This window comes from Aliiroseovarius sp. S1339 (assembly GCF_023195695.1).
Classification (GTDB): Bacteria; Pseudomonadota; Alphaproteobacteria; order Rhodobacterales; family Rhodobacteraceae; genus Aliiroseovarius.
Genome location: NZ_JALPQG010000001.1, coordinates 282482 through 304606, shown reverse-complemented (window position 1 = coordinate 304606; position 22125 = coordinate 282482). Strand labels below are relative to the sequence as shown.

General features: G+C 59.5%; 15 protein-coding genes. 12 read left to right on the top strand and 3 right to left on the bottom strand.

What is annotated here, in order from left to right; all coding sequences use genetic code 11:
- Positions 1-146: 146 nt before the first annotated feature.
- Positions 147-569 (top strand): nucleoside-diphosphate kinase, encoded by a 423-nt coding sequence (gene ndk, locus MUY35_RS01330; protein WP_248363266.1) that lies wholly within the window; start codon positions 147-149, stop codon positions 567-569.
- 70 nt (positions 570-639) lie between these two features.
- Here the strand turns inward: ndk and MUY35_RS01325 are convergent, their stop codons facing one another.
- From MUY35_RS01325 to MUY35_RS01315, 3 genes are all read right to left on the bottom strand, one after another.
- Positions 640-972, bottom strand: coding sequence for a TfoX/Sxy family protein (locus MUY35_RS01325; protein WP_248363264.1), 333 nt, complete (start codon positions 970-972; stop codon positions 640-642).
- A gap of 360 nt (positions 973-1332) precedes the next feature.
- Positions 1333-3216 carry a heavy metal translocating P-type ATPase gene (locus MUY35_RS01320; protein ID WP_248363262.1) on the bottom strand — a complete coding sequence of 628 codons (1884 nt, stop codon included), beginning with the start codon at positions 3214-3216 and terminating at the stop codon, positions 1333-1335.
- Positions 3217-3444: 228 nt separating this feature from the next.
- Positions 3445-4641 carry a cytochrome c3 family protein gene (locus MUY35_RS01315; protein ID WP_248363260.1) on the bottom strand — a complete coding sequence of 399 codons (1197 nt, stop codon included), beginning with the start codon at positions 4639-4641 and terminating at the stop codon, positions 3445-3447.
- 86 nt (positions 4642-4727) lie between these two features.
- On the opposite strand from MUY35_RS01315, the gene MUY35_RS01310 reads away from it, so the two are divergent.
- From MUY35_RS01310 to MUY35_RS01260, 11 genes are all read left to right on the top strand, one after another.
- Complete coding sequence (locus MUY35_RS01310; protein WP_248363258.1) at positions 4728-6041, top strand: Na(+)-translocating NADH-quinone reductase subunit A; 1314 nt, start codon at positions 4728-4730, stop codon at positions 6039-6041.
- A complete protein-coding gene (locus MUY35_RS01305; RefSeq protein ID WP_248363256.1) occupies positions 6038-6814 on the top strand; it encodes an RnfABCDGE type electron transport complex subunit D in 777 nt (258 codons plus the stop codon). Before MUY35_RS01310 ends, MUY35_RS01305 begins: the two co-directional genes overlap by 4 nt.
- Positions 6807-7607, top strand: coding sequence for an NADH:ubiquinone reductase (Na(+)-transporting) subunit C (nqrC, locus tag MUY35_RS01300; protein WP_248363254.1), 801 nt, complete (start codon positions 6807-6809; stop codon positions 7605-7607). Before MUY35_RS01305 ends, nqrC begins: the two co-directional genes overlap by 8 nt.
- A gap of 3 nt (positions 7608-7610) precedes the next feature.
- The gene (locus MUY35_RS01295; RefSeq protein WP_248363252.1) at positions 7611-8276 is read left to right on the top strand and encodes an NADH:ubiquinone reductase (Na(+)-transporting) subunit D; all 666 of its coding nucleotides are present in this window, start codon (positions 7611-7613) and stop codon (positions 8274-8276) included.
- Positions 8273-8884, top strand: a complete 612-nt coding sequence (nqrE, locus tag MUY35_RS01290) for an NADH:ubiquinone reductase (Na(+)-transporting) subunit E (protein ID WP_248363250.1) — start codon at positions 8273-8275, stop codon at positions 8882-8884. The genes MUY35_RS01295 and nqrE overlap by 4 nt, the downstream gene beginning before the upstream one ends.
- Positions 8881-10101, top strand: a complete 1221-nt coding sequence (nqrF, locus tag MUY35_RS01285) for an NADH:ubiquinone reductase (Na(+)-transporting) subunit F (protein ID WP_248363248.1) — start codon at positions 8881-8883, stop codon at positions 10099-10101. The genes nqrE and nqrF overlap by 4 nt, the downstream gene beginning before the upstream one ends.
- Before the next feature lie 3 nt (positions 10102-10104).
- Positions 10105-10296, top strand: coding sequence for a hypothetical protein (locus MUY35_RS01280; protein WP_248363246.1), 192 nt, complete (start codon positions 10105-10107; stop codon positions 10294-10296).
- A gap of 159 nt (positions 10297-10455) precedes the next feature.
- A complete protein-coding gene (locus MUY35_RS01275; RefSeq protein ID WP_248363244.1) occupies positions 10456-10848 on the top strand; it encodes a CBS domain-containing protein in 393 nt (130 codons plus the stop codon).
- Positions 10849-11127: 279 nt separating this feature from the next.
- Entirely contained in the window at positions 11128-11322 is a 195-nt protein-coding gene (locus MUY35_RS01270) for a hypothetical protein (RefSeq protein WP_248363243.1), read from the top strand.
- Between the two features lie 91 nt (positions 11323-11413).
- Positions 11414-12274: a hypothetical protein gene (locus tag MUY35_RS01265; RefSeq protein WP_248363242.1), complete on the top strand. Its 861-nt coding sequence runs from the start codon at positions 11414-11416 to the stop codon at positions 12272-12274.
- Complete coding sequence (locus MUY35_RS01260) at positions 12271-22122, top strand: DUF6603 domain-containing protein (RefSeq protein ID WP_248363241.1); 9852 nt, start codon at positions 12271-12273, stop codon at positions 22120-22122. Before MUY35_RS01265 ends, MUY35_RS01260 begins: the two co-directional genes overlap by 4 nt.
- The last annotated feature ends 3 nt before the right edge of the window (positions 22123-22125 follow it).

Genomic DNA, 22125 nt, shown 5'->3' with positions numbered 1-22125 from the left:
GGGCACCATGTGCCTGAGCTTGGAAGGCCCGTCAATCATCGCCTTCAATCGCTGCTTTCCAAAACGCCGATCCCATGTTACCGGGGGCCGCAAATCACACACGCACCGGGGCAGGGGTCCCGCTGCCCAACGCAAAAGGGACCGACATGGCCATTCAACGCACTTTCTCGATCATCAAACCCGATGCCACCAAACGCAACCTGACCGGCGCGATCAACGCCAAGATCGAAGCCGCTGGCCTGCGCATCATTGCGCAAAAACGCATCCACATGACCCAAGCCCAGGCCGAAACCTTCTATGGCGTCCACAAAGAGCGCCCCTTCTTCGGTGAGCTGGTTGAATTCATGATCTCCGAGCCGGTTGTCGTTCAGGTTCTGGAAGGCAACGACGCCATCAAAACCTACCGCACCGTGATGGGCGCCACCAACCCGGCCGACGCTGACGAAGGCACGATCCGTAAAGAGTTTGCCCAATCGGTTGGCGAAAACTCGGTCCACGGCTCGGACGCACCGGAAACCGCAGCAGAAGAAATCGCTTACTTCTTCTCGGGTCTCGAACTGGTCGGCTAAGGCTGGTTGGACGCAAAAAAAAGGGCCGCGCGGAGAAATCCGGGCGGCTTTTTCAATTCAGGGTCGGGTGTCAGGGCGCGCGGATGCCTATCTGGTCCAAAATGACTTCCATCTTGTCTTCAGAGGGGCGTTTTACTTCGGCCTCGGCCTTCAACGCATCAAACCGGGCGCGCAGGGAGTCTTTTTCCTTGCCTTTGCAGTCATTCCAAGGGCGCCCCTGCAACCCCATGACCATGGCATAATATCCGATGAAGTGCGGCCGTGATCCCGACGCCAAGAGACGGCGATAGGCCTCATCCGCGCCCAGTTCGCGCAACTCTTCGGCCGTATGGATGCCGGCGCGCGCAAAGGACGCATCCGACGCTGGCCCAAGATTGCGTATGGACGAGACAGGATCAGTCATGATCCCAACTTAAACGTGTTGTCCGACCGTGAAAACCCGTCAGATACTGGCCCAGTCCGTGAACACCACGGCGGGTGTTTCCGGTTCCTCGGTCTTCGTTCTGTCTGTTTTCGGCGGTGTTTGCTGTCGAAGATAACGAACGACACGTTTTGGTGTTTTAATCTGTTTTGTCTGTGACTTATATACCATTTCCCCAACTCCAGTTAATTCGGTTTGCGCCTAAATATGACGCACCATTTTCCCCACCAGAGACCTTTCGGTATGAACATGTTAACAGATAATTAGGGGAAATCGACGAATAAATATTTCGTGAAGGGGGTATTGGACGAAATATTGTGGCGTACCGGACACATGTGTTGATCAGCTGGGGCACGGGTCGGCTTGGTTGCGGTCGTGTTCGTTTGCGTCCTGCGGTACGATCTTTAGTGCTCTAAGAGCGTTTAGAATAACGGCCACATCGATCAGTTCCTGTAAGATTGCGCCCTGTACCGGTGAAAGATATCCCAAGGCCGCCGCGAACATGCCCACAACCGACAGGCCGATGCCTACGACCACACTTTCCAATGCGATCCGTCTTGCCCCTTGCGCGACTTCCAATCCCGGCAGCAGACGATCAAGCTGGTCGACCAGCAGGACGACATCCGCCGCTTCGGCCGACGCCGCCGTTCCGCGCGCGCCCATCGCCACGCCCACATCGGCAGCCGCCAGCGCAGGTGCGTCGTTGACCCCGTCCCCGACCATCATCACCGCGCCGCTCTCGCGTTCGTTCAAGACAAGACGCACCTTTTGATCCGGTGTCATCTGCGCGTGCACATGATCAAGATCAAGGCCTTCGCTTACGGCTTCGGCAACCACGCGGCGATCCCCGGTTGCAAGCAGGATGCGCGTCATGCCGACCCGGCGCAGCCCGGAAAGAAACCCGCGCGTGCCCGTGCGCAGCATGTCCGCCATAACAAGATGCCCAACAAGGCGGCCATCAACGGCAATTGCGACGATCACTTCGGACTCCGAGCGGGCAGGGTGGTCCAGCAGAGGCCCGCTGATCTGCCCGGCTACGAAATCCGCACCGCCGACGATGACCTTACACCCGTTGATCTTGCCCATCACGCCTTCGCCGGGAGCCTCAATGGGATCAGCGGGAGTCGGCAGCGCCATGCCCTGCTGATGGGCGGCGGCCACGATAGCCTGCGCAACGGGGTGTCTTGACGCCTGATCAAGTGCTGCAGCGAAAAACAGTATTTCGTTGGCGTTAAGGTCCGCCTGCGCCTCGATTGACACGATCCGGGGGCGTCCGTCGGTCAGCGTGCCGGTCTTGTCAAGGATCAGCGTCTTGACCCGTGCCATTGCCTCCAGCGGTCTTGCCCCCTTGATCAACACGCCAAAATGCGCGGCGCGCGACATGCCAGCCACAAGCGCGACCGGCACGGCCAGGATCAGCGGGCAGGGCGTGGCCACGACCAGAACAGCAACCGCGCGGATCGGATCACCGGTGAACCACCATGCAGCGGTGGCGATGGTAACAGTGACGGCGAGGAACAGCAGTGAATAGCGATCGGCCAGCCGCACCATGGGGGCCTTGGATTTCTGTGCCGCCTCGACCAGCCGGACGATGCCAGCATAGGTGCTGTCTGCGGCCCGGCGGGTGGCGCGCAGATCGAAGGCTTCGCCGTCGTTTGTCGACCCGCTCATAACGTAGCCGTCGCGCAGCAGGAGGGCTGGCATCGCCTCACCAGTCAGGGCCGACTGGTTCAGGATCGCGCTGTCGGTTTCCAGGGTCCCGTCTACCGGGGCAATGTCGCCCTGTCGGATCAACAGCAGGTCACCGGGAACGATCGCCTCCAGATCGACCTCGACCAGCGATCCATTGTGGTGTCGCGTTGCGGTTCGTGGCACTCGCGACAGCAGATCGCTCATCTCGCGTCGGGCGCGCCCTTCGGCAAAGCTTTCAAGGAAAGTGCCGCCCGAATACATCAGGGCAACCACCGCCGCCGCCAGCGTTTCGTCAAAAAACAGTGCCGCCGACATCGAAAGGGCGGCCACGATATCAAGGCCGACATCGCCTTTGGCAAGGCTTCGTACGATTTCGACCACAAGGGCAGCGAGAACCGGGATGACGCCGACAATCCAGACATAATCCGCCAATTGCGATTTTTCGACCAGCCACAGACCCAAGCCTGACACAAGACCAACCAGCGCAATGGTTACCAACGCGACGTTCAATCGACCGCGAACTTGTGATGTCATGGTGCCTGTGGCCTCCTGCAAAATGCGGCCCTACGGATACGATTAACACAACAGGAGCGCACTGATCCGCATTTGGTGAAACGCGTCAACCTCGCGCCTTAGCAAGGCTCGGTCAAGTTCAATGTACCGACAGCCATCGCCCTTCTCAGGACGTTCAGCCAACCGGTGACATACATCCCCAGCCCTCATTCAAGCAAACGAAGTATGGGTTAATACCTCGGCGTTCGATCACCGGAGCAAGCCAAACTCGGCGAAATCGCGCCCCAAGGCGGCCGATAAATCCTCGACTGAATCATAAGCGAGTTCCAGAGCATAATGGGGATTGTGCACATGGATGCCCGGATCGGCCGTGATGAACTTCCAGTTATATACGGCCTTGAGAAGGCGGGGCGTGAAGGCGTCATAGCTGACAGACCGCCCGTCTGCTTCGTCCGCAAGGCCATCCGCGTTTGCGTCAGCAAAGAAGTAGGGATAACGCGTCCCATCATAGATCATCGCTTTGCCTGCAATTTCTGTGGCGTAGTCCTGAATCAGCGACATCAGCAGATCGGCGTTCGCGTTGATGTCATGGTAGATGCCCTTGTCGGTTTTGCCGCTGCCGTCGTAGCTTTGGCGGGCGATCCGGATGGCTTTCGCGTCGCCGGATTGGTGGCATGTCAGGCAGTTCGCCTCGGCAACCGTAAGATCGTGCGGCTTGTGACATGAAACGCAGGTTGCGACCGGTTTTGCATGGTTGAAGCGTCCCGAATAGGTCTTGTCAGGGTATTGATACCCTAGCCGGGCATAGCCCCCCAAAGTGGTGGCCGCAGCAATGTTGTAATGTGGATTCACAAAGCGAAGCTCGCCACTTGATGTGTCCTCGGCGATGCCCGCTGTGGCTTCTGTCACCCGTGCGCCACTGGCGCGACCTTGGTGGCATGTCATGCAAGATACGTCACCACCGCTGACCGGATGCACCACCCCGGACGGCAGCGCGATTTCTGTGATACGTGACAGTCCCGGGTTATGGCAGGTTTCACAATCGACCACGCCGCCGATCGGGAAGGGGTCTTCTGGCAAACCCTTGGGGCTGCCGTCCAGACCATGGAAGGACCGAAAGCCCACTCCTGAATGGCAGGTCGCGCAATTGGCGGGGATCTCGCCTTCTTCGTTCCAGTGGCTAAAGGATTCGGATGCGGCGTCTGCATGGCCTGACCGCGACCATGCGGCAATCGCTTTGGCGTTCGGAATGGAAATTGTTTCTGGCGCAAACGGGCCGCTCTTGGGCATGTTGAACATTGGCTCGGCAATGCTTTCTGCGGCCTCTTTCTCCTCTTGTTTCTCTTCTTGCGCGAAGCTGCCGCTTGGCCCAAGATTCATACCAAACGCGAGCAGGGCGGCAAATCCGAAAACTTGAAGGACGATCTTGGCTGGGTGCTGCATCATGTCACACTCCCTTGTTTCGCTTGATGTCGTCGGCTTGATTTGCCTAGACTAACGTTACGGGATTGCTGGGCTGAAAACAATATCAGATGGCTCTGAACCCTATCATCGGCGGAGCGATATTTGTGCTTTGGAATCGCCAGACAGGTCTGACTGTTGATGTCCGAGGTCCCGTGCCGGCGGCACATGTTCCGGTTGAGCACAACATTACCGAAGAGGCGGCGCTTAGCGCGTCGGCAGACGATGATCTGCGGGTGACAATGCTGGTGGACGAAGACCAGCTTGTCGCTCAGGGCGCGCCGATCTTCAGGCTGCGCCATCATCCCGACATCGTGCAGGTGGCCCCGATGGCCGGGCGCGTCGCCGTTGTTGATCTTGCGCCGGGCAGGCGTTTATCGGAAATCCGATTTTTTCACGAAAACGACGGTGACCGCCATCAGTATGCCCCTAACGCGGCCCACAAAAGCGGCGACGCGCTGCGTTTGTTGCTGATGGAAAGCGGGCTGTGGCTGGCATTACGTTCACGGCCATTCGGGCGCGCGCCACTCCCGGGCGAGGAGCCAGCGGCCATCTTCATTGCTGGGCTGGACACCAAACCGCTTGCGCCGAACCCTGCTTTGTCCGTCAAAGGTCGCGAAGAGGATGTCGCGCGCGGCATCGCCCAATTGCTGCGCTTGACGCACGGCCCGGTCTATCTGTGTCAGGCTGGGGATGCAGGTGAGGGCTTCGCCGAGTTTGCACCGAATGACAGAATTAGGCGGCTGAAGGTTGCCCCGGTCCACCCATGGGGGCTGCCCGGATTTCTTGTCCACCAGCACCATCCGGCAACCCTGTCGCGACCAGTCTGGGACATTCATCTGGAAGATGTGGCCGCCATCGGTGCGCTGTTCGCGACCGGCCTTGTGCCACAGACGCGCCTTATCTCCTTTGCGGGGCCTGCGGTGACGGACGCGCGGCTTCTTCGCTGCCAGCCGGGCGCAGACCTGCGCAGCTTGTGCTATGGCCGGGTGACACATGGCCCGCATATCGCGCTGTCCGGATCACCGCTTGAAGGCCGTGCGAGGCGTTGGCTGGGCGCGCGGGACCGTCAGGTGTCTGTCATGAACGCCGGCGCGTCCGATCAACGAGATCATTGGCTTGTATCGGCACTGAAACAGGCTTCCCGCCCGCGCCCGATTATTCCAACGGCCGCCATTGAACGCGCCCTTGGTGGCGCACTGCCCGCACTGGCCTTGCTGCGCGCGTTGGCTGTCGGCGACCGCGAAACCGCCACCCGCCTCGGGGCATTGTCCCTTGTTGGCGAGGACCTGACGCTGGCCGATTATGTGACCTGTGCCGCGCCGCGCCATTCGGCGCTTCTGGATAACATGCTGCGCGAAATCGCGAAGGAGGAGGCGTCATGATCCGGGGCATCTGGGATCGCGAAACTGTGGCCCTGCTGCTGCTGTGTGCGAGCTTGCCGATTATGGTCACGTGGTTTCTGGCTGAAGGTTGGGGCGCGGTTGCGCGTCTTGTTTTCGTCACGCTTTGTATCGGGATCTGGCAGTTGATCTGGATGCTGGCGCGCGCGCAGCCGCCGTCCTTTGCCGTGCTGCTGACCGCGCTTGCGATTGTCATTCTTGCCCCGGAAAATCTGGGCGCGTTGCAACTGGTGCTGGGCGTGAGTCTCGGGATTGTATTCGGCGAATTGGCCTTTGGCGGTTGGGGGCGCAATATCCTTAACCCTGCGACGGTGACGCTGGCGTTTCTTGGCTTTGGCTTTCCGGGCGCGCCTTGGCCGGAGCTGCCCATCCAGCTGGGTTGGGCGGCGATTCCCGCGGCCCTTGTTGCGGCGTGGTTCGGTGTTGTTTCGGCGCGGCTTTTGCTTGGTGCCGGGGTGGTTTTTGCCGCAGCCGTTTGGATTGACCCCGGCCTGCTGGAACTTTGGCCGACGGTGCTGATCGTTCTGGTCCTGCTGGTTGCCGACCCCGTCGCCAGCGCATCAACCCCGGTTGGAGCTTGGGTGAATGGGGCGCTTTACGCCGGGTTTGTCGCGCTGTTCCACGCGACATGGCAAGGGTCGGCTGATGTCCAGATGGCGGTTTCGGCGGCGTTTCTTGTCTCACTTGCCGTGCCGCTGATCGACGAGGCCATCGTGTCCCTTTGGGTCGCGCAAAGGAGGCGAAAACTTGATTGATCTGAACCCGATTTCCGGCTGGAAACGTCTGTTGGCGCTGCCCAACGAAAGCCGTACGAAAACGATCGTGGTCGCCTTTCTGCTGTCGGCGGCCTGTGCCGTTCTGGTAACGACAGCCACGGTTTATCTGCGTCCCATCCAAATTCAGAACCGCGCGGCGGAGGAACAATTGCGGCTGGACAAGCTGCTTGCCTCCATTCCCGGCATGTCCGAGATCGTGGCAGAGGCAGGCGGGAGTGCGCTGTCTTCTGTGGTGGTCGATCTGACCAAGGGGAGCGTTGCCGAAGGTCAGACGTCGCAAACAGTTCAAGCCGCGCTTGACGATCCAAGCAACTGGACCCAGCTGGCCCCAGAACAGGACACAGCGGACATCGGTGCACGCCCGGACATCGCGCAGATATTCATCCTGCGGGATCAGGATCGGATCGCGCTATTGCTGCTGCCGATCATCGGTTCGGGCTATAACGGTCCGATCCGTGCGATGCTGGCGCTGCGCGGCGACATGAATACGATTGCCGGGCTGACGATCACCGATCAGGCTGAAACCCCCGGCCTTGGCGCCCGGATAGAAGAGGCCGAATGGCAAGCGCTGTTTGCCGGAAAGCAGATCGCCGACGACAAGGGAACGCTGCGGTTTTCAGTGGCGCGCGGACCGGCCAATACCGAATACGAGGTGGACGGCATCACCGGAGCGACCCGGACGAGCAACGCGATCACCCGCATGGTCCGCTTCTGGGTCGGCCCCGACGGCTACGGCCCCTTGATTGATGCCGTCCGGCGCGGGGAGTTCTGAGCGATGGCAGGCACCGCGCGTTACTGGACAAGATTGATCGAACCGCTGGTGCGCCAGAACCCGGTGACGTTACAGATCCTTGGCATCTGTTCGGCGCTGGCGGTGACCACAACGCTGGATACGGCGCTGACAATGTCGGCCTCGCTGATCGTCGTCATCGTGGCCTCGGCGGGGATCGTCAGCCTGATCCGTCGTCACATCCCAAGCTCGATCCGGCTGATCGTCCAGATTATCATCGTGGCATCGCTGGTTATCGTGATTGACCAGTTTCTGCAGGCGTACTTTTTTGACATCAGCCAACGCCTGTCGGTCTATGTCAGCCTGATCACCACGAACTGCCTTGTCCTTGGGCGCACGGAATCCTTTGCGCGCAACAACCCGCCGCTTGTGTCGATGACCGACGCCTTTGGCAACGGTCTGGGCTATGCATTGGTTTTGACGATCATTGGCGCTGTGCGCGAGATGTTCGGAACCGGGCGTTTGCTTGGCTATCAGCTTCTGCCAACCGTGGATCAGGGTGGCTGGTTCGAACCGCTAAATCTGATGCTGTTGGCCCCAAGCGCCTTCTTTCTTCTGGGCGGGCTGGTCTGGATCGTCCGGTCCATCTGGCGCGAACAGGCCGAGCCGTCAGAGTTCGATGCGCCAAAGGTTGAGGAGACAACGCCGTGAGCGGCTTGGTCGATATCTTTCTGCGCGCCATGTTTGTCGACAATATGCCGCTGACCCTGTTTCTGGGGCTGTGCACGTTTCTGGCGCTGTCGCGACGCACCGAATCTGCCGTTGGCCTTGGTATCGCGATCATTGCGGTCCTTGGCATCACGGTTCCGCTGAACAACCTGATATACAGCACTTTTCTTGCCCCCGGTGCGCTGTCTTGGGCGGGGTATGGAGCGCTTGATCTATCCTACCTCTCGCTGCTCGCTTTCATCGGGGTGATCGCGGCGACGGTGCAATTGATCGAGATGCTGCTGGACCGGTTTCTGCCCGCCGTGCATGCCTCGTTCGGGGTTTTTCTGCCGCTTCTGACGGTGCAATGCGCGATCTTGGCCGGTAGCCTTTTCATGGTCGAACGACGATATGATTTCGTCGAATCCGTCGCCTTCGGCCTTGGCAGTGGGGCGGGCTTTGCGCTGGCGGTGATCCTGCTTGGTGCGCTGCGGGCGCGGCTTGCCTATGCCGACATGCCAGACGGGCTGCGCGGCCTTGGCATCGCGTTCATTCTGACCGGGCTTATGTCGCTTGGGTTTGCGGCCTTTGCGCAGATGGTGGCGACATGACAGAAATCGCCGTTGGAAGCCTGCTGCTGATCTTGCTTGTCGTCTTGTTGACGGTCGGCCTTCTGGCGGCGCGCAACAGGCTTATCCCGCAAGAAAGCCTGATCGTGACCGTAAATGACGACACCAGCATCGAGGCTTCACGCGGCGACAATCTGCTGTCGGTGCTGCAATCTGCTGGCGTCCCCGTTCCGGCGGCCTGCGGTGGAAAGGGTACCTGCGGGTTGTGTCGCTTGGCTGTTTCGGGCGAAGGCGCGGGCCTGCCCGTGGCGACCGAACGCGGCATTCTGTCGCCGTCCGAGCGGCGCGATCACGTGAGGCTGGCCTGTCAGGTTAACTTGCGCGGCGCGGTCGGCGTTTCGGTCGCGGCTGACATTCTTGACGCAGAAAGCATTGATTGCCGGGTCCGTTCAAACCGAATGCTCGCGCCGCTGATCCGTGAACTGGTGCTTGACCTACCGGACGGAAAAAAGATCGACTTTCACGCGGGCAGTTTCATGCAGCTTTACGCGCCGCCTTACGATCTGGATTTCTCACGCCTCGATATCCCCGCACCTTTTGCCGAGACGTGGAAAATTTCGGGCTGGACGGGCTTGAAAGGTGGCTCGGACGTGCCGGTAAGCCGCGCGTACTCTATCGCTAACCGACCTGAAGACGCTGGTCGCCTTGTGTTCAACATTCGCCTTGCGGTGCCCCCGGCAGGACAAGAACGTGAGGTGCCGCCGGGCATCGTGTCGTCCTATCTGTTTTCCCTTAAAAGCGGCGACACGGTTGGCGCAGCGGGTCCCTTCGGCGATTTCCATGCGCAACCGACCGGGAAGGACATGGTGTTCATCGGCGGCGGCGTCGGCATGGCACCGCTGCGCGCGTTGATCCACGAACAGATCGGGCAGGGGTCTGGCAGGCGGATGTTCTATTTCTATGGCGCGCGCACTGCCGCCGATCTGTTTTATGTCGACGAGTTCGACGCGATCGCGGCCAAACATCCGAACTTCTCTTGGACGCCAGCCTTGTCCGATCCCGCCCCCGGTGATCGCTGGACGGGCGAGACGGGCTTTATTCACCAAACAGTTCGCAAAGGCATGTCCGCCCATCCCACGCCTGAAGACTGCGAATACTACCTTTGCGGACCGCCGGTCATGATTTCAGCCGTCATCGCGACGCTTGAGCAGATGGGCGTTGAACGCCGCAATATTTTCAACGACGATTTCGGAACCTGACACATGACAAGCAATTTCCGAAACTGTAACTGTCGAACTTTCGCAACGCGTGCGGGCGCGCGTCAGGGGCCGGATCTTGCCCGGCAGCACAACATCGCGGCGCTGTTATTGATCTCGGAAGGCCAAGCGTTGAGCCAAATCGCCACCGGGACGTTTGATGCACATGCCGCAAATGAGGTGACGAAATGGAACTGATCCTTTCGATGGGTATTTTTCTTCTGGTCTTTGGCGGCTTGGCGCTGGGACTGCTGCTGACGGGGCGGCCACCGCAGACATCCTGCGGTGGCGCGTCATGTATTCCCGGCAATCGGTGCGATGGATGTCCACGGCGTGCAAAATCTGAGGAGAATGTAGATGGCTGAGGAACGTATTTCGTCGGTCATGCAGACCGATTTCCTGCGCCTGTCTGGCGACTGCCCAATCCGTGAGGCAACAGCACGTCTTGTGGAAGGGGCCTCTTCAGGCGCGGCGGTTGTTGACGAGGCAGGGCAGCTCATTGGGATCATTACCGAAAAGGACTGCTTCCGCCCTGCGCTGAACGCGAGCTACTACCAACAGTGGAGCGGAACCGTCGCCGACAGCATGAACACCGACATCACTACGATAGAGGCAGAGACCGATTTTGTGACGGCGGCAGAAGTGTTTCTGGACCAGCCTTTTCGTAGTTTCCCGGTTATGCGTAACGGTGAACTTGTCGGGATGCTTGACCGCGCGGACCTGCTAAAGGTCTTTCTTCGACACGGATAGAGCCGCCCGTTGCAGGCATATAAATACTTAAAAACAATAATTTAGATAAGTTACTTGGCCAAGTCAACGAACGAACGCCACAGTGGCCCCCGTCGATTTCACTCGGTCGAACGAACCAATTCGGCGCGGCGCCCTTGCCCGGTCCAGCAGAGCAGATGAGCGTCCTAAAGGCGGTAATTTGACAGATTGATATTCGCGCCGCTATCATCGGGCCACGCCAGTGCTGTGTTTTTCGGGCGGTTTTGAACATTTTCAGCTATTCAATCAGGAGGGGTGATTTTGTTCTCTTTGGTCAATGTTTTTGGATTGCGCGAGATTTTGGTACGGGAAGCTTTGCCGTTTGCCGTATCGCTTACCGTGGCTCAAATCTTCTTTAAGTGGGGAAGCTTTGCTTTAGAACTTATCGGCTTCCTGGCCCTTTGGCTCACATTGGGTGCCATGCTGCATCTCGTTCAAGATACGCTAAAAAAATAGATCGCCTTCTCCCTTAGTTGGGGACGTATGAGACGTCGCACAGTGGTCCTATTTTGGGCAAGCTTACGCTTGGCGTGCGAGGGAGGCCTCTATGACGCGCAGACCAAATTTATCTGGGAGCATAGGCCGGCGTCCGTCTGTCGGGACACGTATTGACGACCTTGATCGACTGGATGATCTTTCGCCATCTGACCGGGAACGATTGGATCGGGTCATTGACGAAGTTGGCCGGATCGACGCGATTGACGTGCGCGATGTGCTGGTGGTGACCGAACCAAGGCCCAAGGTTGAAACGTCAAAGCTCACCCCTCAATCCGTGGCCGAAGCGCTGAAAAAGGCCACGGCCGCCGAGCGCCCGACCTCAGACGCGCGGCTTCACAATGTGACCGGGCTGGTGGTCGAATTTCTGCGCGAAAAAGATCCCGAGGCCTTCCCGAAAACGACGATAGATATCGGAAAGAATGGGCCGTCTATCCCCCTTGCCTCGAAATCCCTGGAACAGCTTTTGCAATATGCCGCACGCGATCGCGCCAAGGGCGAGGCCAGCGTTATCTGGGATGACGGGATCAACCAACTTGTCGTCCATCTTGGGCGCATCAAGTCAACGGTGACATCGGGACGGGTGCGCGTTGATATTCCGGTCGAAGCTGATGGGTTGCGTGATACGATGTCTGTTCCCATTGCTGTCGGATCAAAAACGACTGTCGCGGGCACCGTGATGGCGACGGTTGATCGCCCCGCTGGCAACGCTTTGGTCGCGCGCGTTTGGGGGGACGCGCTTATCGCACTGGCGCATTCTTCGATTGTTGCCGCCACTGCCAGCGTGGCCGGAGCAGTGGGCGTGGACGCCAAAAACCAACGCCTGATTGCGGGCGCACTTACGGCGACCCGAGGGCGCCTGACGATTGATAGCATCGCGGCACGCGGTCAGATCGAAAGGGCACGGCGATGAATGCGTTTAGCCCTGACAGTTTCGGCGACACATCCGACCTTTTGCGCGCGCTGGGGCTTGTCGATGGCGACGGCGAATTTAACGAAGACTGGCTACGCAACCCGGAAGACTATTTGCGCGATATCCTTGCCGACGATGCACAGCGATCGGCGCTACTTGCCTTCGCGCAAAGCGCGCGTGGCGGCGAAGAAGAACGGGACGCCGAGGCGCGATACTGGATCGAACTGTTCGCCGATAATGTCAGCACAGGCGCGCGCATTCGTTTCTATCTAGTTCTTGATGACGATCCGGTCCCGTCAACGGAAGTGCATCTTTTTCTTGGCGTGAAATTCGACACGCGTGCGCCTTTGACCGAAAGCCAGTCATCATTGATGATCCCGCTTTTCCGAGCTGGCAAAGAGGGCACACCGCGCCCAAGCCCTGACCTGATCGGCCAGCGCGGTGGGTTTTTCGCAATCTCTTCGGAAATTACCATCGCCAACACTCCCACCCCGCCGGGCGAGGCGGGGTTGCGCGCGGTCGGACTGCGGCTGCTTGTGCCGACCATCGCGGCGGATGGTCTGCCGGTGGTGGCTTTGACCCTTGGCGGCCTGCAACTGCCCGGAGAGGCGACGGGCAGGGACCTGAACCTGTCGCTGACCGACCCGGACGCGCTAGGGGATGCAGGGATCGAGCTGATCGTAGGCCTTATGCAGGCACAGTTGGGGGCCAGCGCGGACCCGCAGGTGGCCGCCCTTGCAGAGCTGTTGGGGCTTGGGACCAATCCTGTGATACCGAATTTACCTGTCACGGACATTTTCGACACCGGCCCCGACGTGCTGGTGGATTGGCTTGCTCAAACATTGGGTGAAACGGCGGCGCGCACCGCGTGGCTGCAATCATTGGCGGCCCTTCTTGCGAATGGTGCGGCTGTTGAGGGCGCAGATACCGTCCGCCTGCCTGTGGGGTCCGCCAATCTGCGCGTTGGGTTCAGGGTTGGACCCGGAGCGGCTGGCCGCCCGGTCATCACAATGTCCACCCGATTTGGCATGACCAGCGGCAACGCTGAAGCCGAGTTCGTAGCAGATATCGTGAAGCTGGACCTTGGCACCGGCGAGGCCATGGCCGTGCCATCGCTTCGCGCGCAGCTTCGATACGATCTTTCCACGCTTGCTGCGCCGAATGTATCGGCCGACGCGCTGGTCCTTGGGTTCGGGCTGAACGAGGGCCGTCGCCCGCTTCTGATCATCGAAGTTCTGAACGCGACCGTTTTTGGCACCAACCACCCGCGTTTGGACCTGACCAATCCAGAGGCGCTGGCGGCCACCGCGGCGGCAGCGGTCACAGATGCGTTGGCCGAAGTGCTTGGCAATCTTGGCCCAGCAGGCGATCTGATCGCGGTGGTGCTTGGCTGGCGCGCACCAACCGGTGCGCCGGCGGGCTTTCCGGTCATTGATCTGATCGCCTTCTTTGGCGACCCGCTTGGACAATTGCGCGATCACTGGAAGGATGTTCTGGCCAATCACGCGCCGGATGTCTCACGCGTGTTGGGTAATCTGCGTCGACTGATAACCGGTGATACGACCGCAGATGCGATCACTGGAAGCGGCACGATCGCCGACCCTTGGGAACTTGCGCTTGATGGCGGTGTCTATGTCGCCATATGGCAGAACGGTGGCGGGCGCTTGGTGCTGGGGCTTGGTGTCAGACAATCTGTCGACACCATCGCGAACGGCGAAACCGTCATCGAGACGCGTGCGCGGGTCGCCCTTCTGTCGGTCGATCTGGACAGCGGCGCCACGGGGTTCCTGCCAGAAATCACTGTTCAGGCGCGCGCCGCCATGAAAGATGGGTCGCGCCTTTCGCTGGGTCGCCGCAGCGCGCGGGTTGCGGTGGATCATCTGTCATTGGCGCTGCTCTGGCGGGCTCAGGATGGGTTTGATTTTGCGCCGGAAACCCCGAACCCCGAACTTTTTCTGGACGGTGTCGACGTGCCCATACCACTGCCCGAAATCCGGGCGCGGTATGACGATCTTGTGGCCTCTTTTGACGATAAAGACTGGGACGCAATCGAGCGCCTTGTGGTGGCACTGACCGACAGGGTGACCAGTGCCGATTGGCTGCGAGATCTGATCGATGCGGTGGGCTGGCAGCGATCTGCACCAATTTTGGGAAAACCCGACATATATCGATTGCGATTGGCCGATCTGGTAGATGACGCAGAAGCCGCTTTGCGGGCATGGGTCGCCGAGATGTTGAGCGATGCGCAGATCGACATTGCACGGCGTTTACAACCGCTTGCGCGCTTCCTTTCCGGTGACAGTGATGCAGATGTTCACATTGACGGGTCTGGCACGCTTGCCGATCCATGGCGGATTGATCTCTTACCTGGCGCAGGCCTTCCAGCCATAGCGGTTTGGCGTCAGCCGGACACGCCGTTGCCAATCCCCGACGTCACCCGCTCGATCCCGATCCGGCGCTGGTTGCCCGGTGACGTCGGACTGGAACCCGGCATTCTGGCAGATGCAATACTCAGCGAATACCCTGCCGCCCTTGGCCCGTTCGGAACAGAGCTTGCGCGCGATAGTCTGGGCGACGGGCTGGCTGGCGTTGCGGCCCTGTGGGAAGAAAGCGACGGTCGCGTGCGCGTGCCAGAAGTCGATGTGCCCGGCACAACGCTGCACCTTGTCGAAAACCAGACCGCGACGGCGCTTCTGGCAGGAATAGATTTGACGGAAATTCTGGACAGCGCGCCAACTGTGAGCGTGACCGTCAGGGTCTTGCCTGCAGATGCCGACCTGCCGTCGGGTGTCGATGCCGCGCGCGTTCTGGACATGCGAGAGGCGGGCCGCGACCCCTTGGCCTTTACACCGCTACCCGCAACCAATGGCGACTGGCACATTCTTTTGGCCCCACGCAGTGATGCGGCTTTGGCTGTCGGGGATGCGAGCGGGATCTTGGGTCAAGTGGCCCGGTTGCGCCACGCGCTGTCGCTGATCCGTTCATTGCCGGGTGTTGTGCTTGTTGCAGCACCCGAAGCAGGTCATGCGGCGTGGTTGGCGCTTGTCGAAATGGGTTCCGGCATTGATCGCTTTGTTGCGATCGGCTTGCCGCTGACGCTTGCGGACGCCCCCACCGCTCTGCCATTTGAAACCGAAGAAGCGTTGCGCCGTTTGTCTGAATTCATGCCAGCCCCTGATACGGACGAGCCTGACGACGACGATCTCGCCCGCGCGCGTGCTTTGCTTGAACAGCATTTGGACACTGGCCTGGATATCGTTCGCGAACTGACCCCGCCGCCCGGCTGGTCAACAACACTTCGCCCCGGATTGGACGCGCATCTTGTCTATGGCGTGATCGAAACTGATGCCGCACTGCGGGCAATGACCGCTGCTGCGGCGGCTGGGTTGAGCCTTGCCGCACAAGCAAGAAATATTCAGCGAGAATTACAAAAGATCGAGTCCGCCTCGCTGGGTGCTCTGCTGCCGCTTAACACAGCCACGGGCGGCTCTGGCATTGCGTTCACCGGACATCTTTTGGCAGAGATTGTCGGGGTCGACATTGATGTCGATGCGCCGTCCGTCTCGCCGCGTACAGCACATGCCGTTGTGTTGGCAGCGGGGCTGCGCCGTGAGGGTGGTTGGCTTGTCGGCGGACCCGGGACCGATGACCTGCTGGAATTGCGCGCGTTGGAGGTCGAAGCTCAGCTGACGGTTGGTGCCAGTTCCGAGCCAGCTCGAAACCGGGTCGCAGTTACGCTGCATGGCGTCAGGATCAACGACCAGCGCTTTGCCCGAGTGACGCTTACACCAGAAGATGTTGACGCCGCGATTGGACCGGATCGTTTCGATATGCCCACGTCGCCCGAGATGGGAATCCTGCTGCGTGCGGTTTTTGACGAGGCTGCGACAAGTGTCGATCCGGTTCTTCAGCGCTTCATGCAAGCATTGCGCGCGTTGCAAATTGTGGACGGTGACGGTCATTTCGATGCGCTGTCCTTGTCCAATTGGATTGATGATCCCGCCGCCCGGCTGCAACAGGTCCTGTCCGATACGGCGCAATATGCATTGCTGGTCGGACTAATCGAAAACCTGTCGGGCGACCATGCTGGGCTAACATTCGATCCAATATCCTCGGCGCTCTCAATCAGTTGTGGGGCAAACACCGGACTGCCGCTGTTCACGGAATGGAGCATTGACGCAACCATCGCCGGGGGCGGCGTCACAGCGGCAGGGCTGCGTTTGGGCGCTCTAACCGGTACGCGGTTAGTGGTCGACTTCCTGCCTTTTGCGGCCAATCTTCAAATCGCACCAGACGATGGGGCGCGAATGGGTCGGCTGCCAACGACCCTGCCACTTTGGCCGACGATAGATTTCGAACATCTTGCAAAAACAGCGTTGCCCGCACTGGCCGCCGTTGCAGCCGAAGAGCTTTTGGAAGGCGTGCGCGATATCCATCCGCAAGCAAAGACGATCACCGATGCCTTCCTGAACGCACTGGGCATGTTGCAAGACGGGCGCACGAGCATTCCGCCCCTACTGTTTATCGACCCCGCATCCGCCCTGAGACAAAGCGATATTCTGGGCAACGGCGCCGTGTTCCAACCCGTGCGCGTTGCGGCTCTGATAGATGCGCTTAAACCCATCACGGGTCTGGCTGGCCCCTCTGGTGTGCTGACACTGGCGACTGGTGTGTCCTTGCGGGCGCGTGACGTCGGTGGCCTTGTGCTGGATATTGCCTTTGATCCAGCCGCATTCATGCCGGGCGCGGATATTGATTTTGGCGGCGCAGTGGGGCTTGAATTCACCGCCGATGGGCGCGTGCTTCCGGCCATCAGCAGCTTTGCAGGCCTTGCGGGCGGCGTGCCGGGCAACAGTGCAGCGCACTTGACCGTTGCCAATGGAGCAACGCGCCTTTTCGTGCGTAACGCAGCGGGCAGCGATCTGGAGATATTTCCCAACCCGGCCGATCTGGGTGCCATCACCACGGCCGCTGTCACGGCGGCCCTTCCCCTCGTGCTTGATGCAATAGCGGATAGCGGAACGGATCATGGCGATTTGATTGCCGACATTGGGGACGCCTTGCTTCTTCGGCAAAGCGGCAGTTTTCACGGGCCAACGCTGGCAGCATGGGCGACAGATCCGGCTGGCAGCTTGCAAACGCGCTGGCCCGCTTTGCTTGCTTCGGGGCTTAGCAATTTAGACGATGCTTTGCCTGCCGACATCAGCGCGAGCAGCGATGCCAGCGGTGTCACTGTGACCATTGCTCAAGCCGGCAGCCCAAGCTGGAACATGACGCTGACGTTCAATCAAGCGCCGCTGTTCGTGGAACTCGGAGGGGTCTTTGCTGGCCTGCCCTTCATTGAGTCGGTCGCGACCACGTTGCGGTTTGATGCCACTGGGCTTGCCCGGCTGAACGCGACGCTCGGCCCAGCCGAGATACCGGTCGATCCCGCGCTGACTTTGCGTCCGGTTTTCAGTTTGGATGTCGGCTCGTCCGTTCCAAGCCCGTTCGTCAGTGTCGGTCTGTCGGTCGACGCGGCGCATTCGCAGGCGTTGGCAATGCGTTACAGTTTCAACACCCAAAGCTTCGATCTGGGCTTTGGCAGCAATTCACCGGAAGAGATCGCGACCGGCATACTGCATTTCGCCATCGACATGCTGGGTGGATTTGTTGTGCAACTGCCTGAAGTTGATGCGGTTCTGAACGAAACGGTTGGCAGTAGGGACATACGCTTCTTGTTAAGCGACGTTGTCCTGAATGACACGGGCACAGCGTTGGACGCAGAGCTTTTCCGCGTAATGCGCAATCCGGGTGAAAGCGAACAGCAGTTGATCGACAGCAAGATCGCACGGGTCATCAAGTTGTTGCAGAATATCGCAAGCGCCAATCCATCGGTGACCATTGACGGTGTGTTGACCATAGGATTGTCGACCATTGACGGTGTTTTGGGCATCAACCTAGCACTTGCCGACAGACTGGCAATTGCGCAGGGCGATATCGCCGTCTGGTTGGAAAATGATAACCGATGGATCATCGGAACGCCCGATGCGGGCGTGATCGTCGGTCTTGTCGATATCTCGAACCCAATCAACATCAGGTTTGCCCCCCGTCTGTCGGTCAACGGTGTTGGCCTTCGGATCGGGCGCTCGAATGCACCGCTTTTGACCGAGCCGATCGGATTGGGGTCTGTCGCTTTTCATATCTATGCAGCCCTTCAACCCGGACAGGTTCTTGGCGGCGCGCAGGTTGAACTGGCCGAGATTTCCGTGGCGGTCGGTGGGGGCAGCGGTGAAAGCTCTGACGGCAACGGGGTCGCCGAAGGGATGTTGTCCGAAACCAATGACGGAGAAGCACCGCTTGCGCCCGCATTCTCGCCCGCCTTGTCAGTTCAGACAAAGCCCGGTGGTGGAATTGCTGTTGGGTTTCGTGCAGGCGAAGGTGACGGGCCATGGTGGTTGCCGATCCGAAGCCAATTTGGTCCGATCTACATTGATCAGATAGGGCTGGGCGCGCAGATGGACGCGGCGACGCAGAACCTGAAATCTGTCTCGCTTCTATTTGATGGCAACGTCTCGATTGCCGGTCTGCAAGCGGCTGTCGATGATTTGGAACTGCGCCATCGTCTTGATCGTGGCGGTATTTTTGACCCCGAAGCGTGGGCGGTCGACCTTGCAGGTCTGGCGATTTCCGCGGATATGTCAGGCGTCACACTGGCAGGCGGTTTGCGCAAGTTTGGTGATCCGCCAAGTGTGGATTACATCGGTATGCTGCAGGCGCGCTTTGCGAGCTATGGCCTGTCGGTCTATGGCGGTTATTCCTCGGTCAACGAAGACAATGATCAATACAGCGCGTTTTTTGTCTATGGTGCTGTTCTTGGGCCATTTGGCGGGCCGCCGTGCTTTTTCCTGACGGGTGTCGGTGGCGGGTTTGGGATTAATCGCGACATAAAACCTCCTGATGATATTGGCAAATTTAACGAATTCACCATGATTGCCGCGCTTGATCCGGCCTATCGGCCATCAGACGATCTGATGGCCGAGATGGAGAAAGTGCGAAACGAATTTCTGCCCAAGAAAGGCAACTTCTGGTTCGCCGCCGGGATCAGCTTCAACTCATTCGCGCTTGTCGACGGGATTGCGGTTGTTGCGGTCGAATTTGGTCATGGGTTCGAGCTGTCGATCTTTGGCCTCGCGCGCATGGCGCTTCCGCGTCCCGAGGCGGCACTTGTGTCCATTGAACTCGGACTGATCGCACGCTTTTCGACGGAAGAGGGTGTCATTTGGATCCAAGCCCAGCTTACCGAGAATTCCTGGCTGTTTCATCAAAGCGCGCGCCTGACGGGCGGGTTTGCCTATGTCAGCTGGTTCAAGGGCGCGAAAGCGGGCGAGTTTGTGATCACTTTGGGTGGCTATCACCCGAACTTTCATCGTGATGGCTATCCGGTTGTGCCCAGGCTCGGCTTCAACTGGTCCGTGTCCAGCAACATCGTTGTGAAGGCCGAAACCTATTTTGCGCTGACCTCTGAAGCGTTCATGGCCGGCGGACTGTTCGAGGCCAGTGCGAAATTCGGACCGGCCTATGCCCATCTATCGTTTGGCGGCAACGCCATCGTGTATTTTGACCCGTTCCGGTATGAGGCTGACGCCCATGTGCGGGTGTCAGCAGGCATTCGCATAAATGTGCTGTTTGGCACGATTAACCTGTCCTTTTCGCTCGGTGCATTTGTCGAGGTTGCGGGCCCAGAATTCCACGGATCTGCGCGCGTCGAGATTGGACCGATTGACATTACTGTCCGATTTGGCAACGCCAACGGACAGACCCCAGACCCGCTTTCATGGGTGGCCTTCGTCGAGAAATATCTGGAATTGGCACCGGGCAACCGGGCGGCCGCTTTGTCATCAATCGCAGGGCGTGGCGCATTGCCGCCACCCGTTCAGAGCAGTTCCGGCAGTGAACGGGGCGCGACACCAGACGGAAGTGCGGCCCATCCGTTCGAGGTGATGAGCGAGTTTGAGTTGAGCCTGACGTCAACCATTCCCATCCTGTCAATCGCGCTTGAGGGCAAAGAGTTTGATGCCCAGAACAATGTAATGCCCAATGCCAATCTTGGCCTGGCGCCGATGCGGCGTGCGCTGGGAACGTCAAGGCTGAACCTGCGACTGGTCCCCAAACATGGATCGCCCGGTGGCCCGATCGCGCTGCAGGATACCGCACGTGTGACGATTACGCCGCGCACAACGGGTCGCTTCCCCAAGGGTGTCTGGGGCATTGCGCCCGGTGAAGACGAAAAAGTTATTCCGAAAGGCGATGTGATCCCCGCAACCGAAGGTGTCGACCTGAAATTCGTGCCGTCTCTGAACGCGCGCATTCCGATTGCATCAACTGGTGGCGTCTCGTTTGATCAGGTTGAGCCGAGCCGACCTGCGCCATTGCCATTGCGGCGCGGCGGGGCCATCCGGGCGCGTGTGATTGCGGCTGCGCAGCAGCAACGCGCGTTGTTAAAGACCATCGATCACAACCAGATGCCAATATATGCAGGCGAATGGCATCGAGCGACGCGCAATACTGATCTTTCACTGACGCCTCGGTCCGCAACTGCCATGCGATCTTTCCAAGGGAACAGGGCAACGCCCATGCGGGTTGGATTGTTGTCCGAACGGATCGTGGGCTCTGTGCGAACTGGCCGCAAGAAACTTAAGCGCAGGCCAACGGACAGTGCAATTCCGCAGAAATATCGGCGTCCTCAACTGCGCGGTATGTTGCAGCAGGAATTGCGCAGCACCGATGGCGTATTCGCCGAAAAAGGAACCCAAGTCACCGCCCGCACACGCGCAGCGAAAGGGCTGAAACGCATGGCACCGCCCTTGCTGGATGCCATGCAAGCTGAACGCTCGGTCCTGTTGCGCACCGAGGTACGCGCGCCCACTAAAGCCGGAACGCTGCTTGCAGAAGGCCATACGCCCGAGACTGCGCGCGCGGCCTCTGCCGTGTCATTTGCCGCGAAAGGCAGCGGGCCAGCCGAGCGCGCAGTTCTGGGCGACGTGCAAAACAACCTTGTTGGCACCCGTACAAAAGGCAGCCGCGACACCGTTCTGTCAGGCGGCCAGATCGCGGTCTTTGACTTGCCAGCCAGCACAGCCGTCACCCGGTTCCCCTCAAACGGAGCGTTGGCCTTATCCGGGGCAGGGCGTCTGCTGGTGATCGGCGGCGACGGTGAACTTTCACAAAACCGGAAGGTTGGCGGACAGGTTGAGCTGTCGGCCACCGACCGTGCCTTTGCGATCATTGCTGGTGTGGAAGCCTCGTCTGAAGAAATCGCCGGTTGGGTGGAAAGCACCGATGTCGCCTATCTAGGTTATTCGCTGGCACGATGCCGCGGCGGTGTTGTGCGTGCTGAAGGTGCGGGCCGGGCAAGGGGTGGACGAAAAGCTGGTACAGGTTGGATGACGGCCCGCGACTTGGTGGACCAATCGTCACTGGTTGAAACCGATTTTGATGCGGGCGCGACATGTGTTGCGGTCGTGCTTGAAGGGCCGGGCACCGAGGCTGATCTTGCTGATCTGTCCATCGCAATTTCTGGCGCGAAATTGGTGGATCAGCGGCCGCAAATCGTGCCGTTCGATGGCAAGACGCTATTGGTTTACGACATCACGTCAGATGACAAAGGCGCATCGCTGCGCGTGTCTGTTGCTGGCCGGATCGCAGAGCGCCTTGACGGTGTTTTGGCAACATCGCTTGGGTCTGACGCTCTGATCTCGCGCGTTCTCAACAGTGCAATGAATCTGGACCTTGAGGTAATCAGCGACAGCAAAGCCAGCGGCGCAACTGCCCGCTGGATACCCCCAAAAGATGTAGAGCTGGAGTAAGCC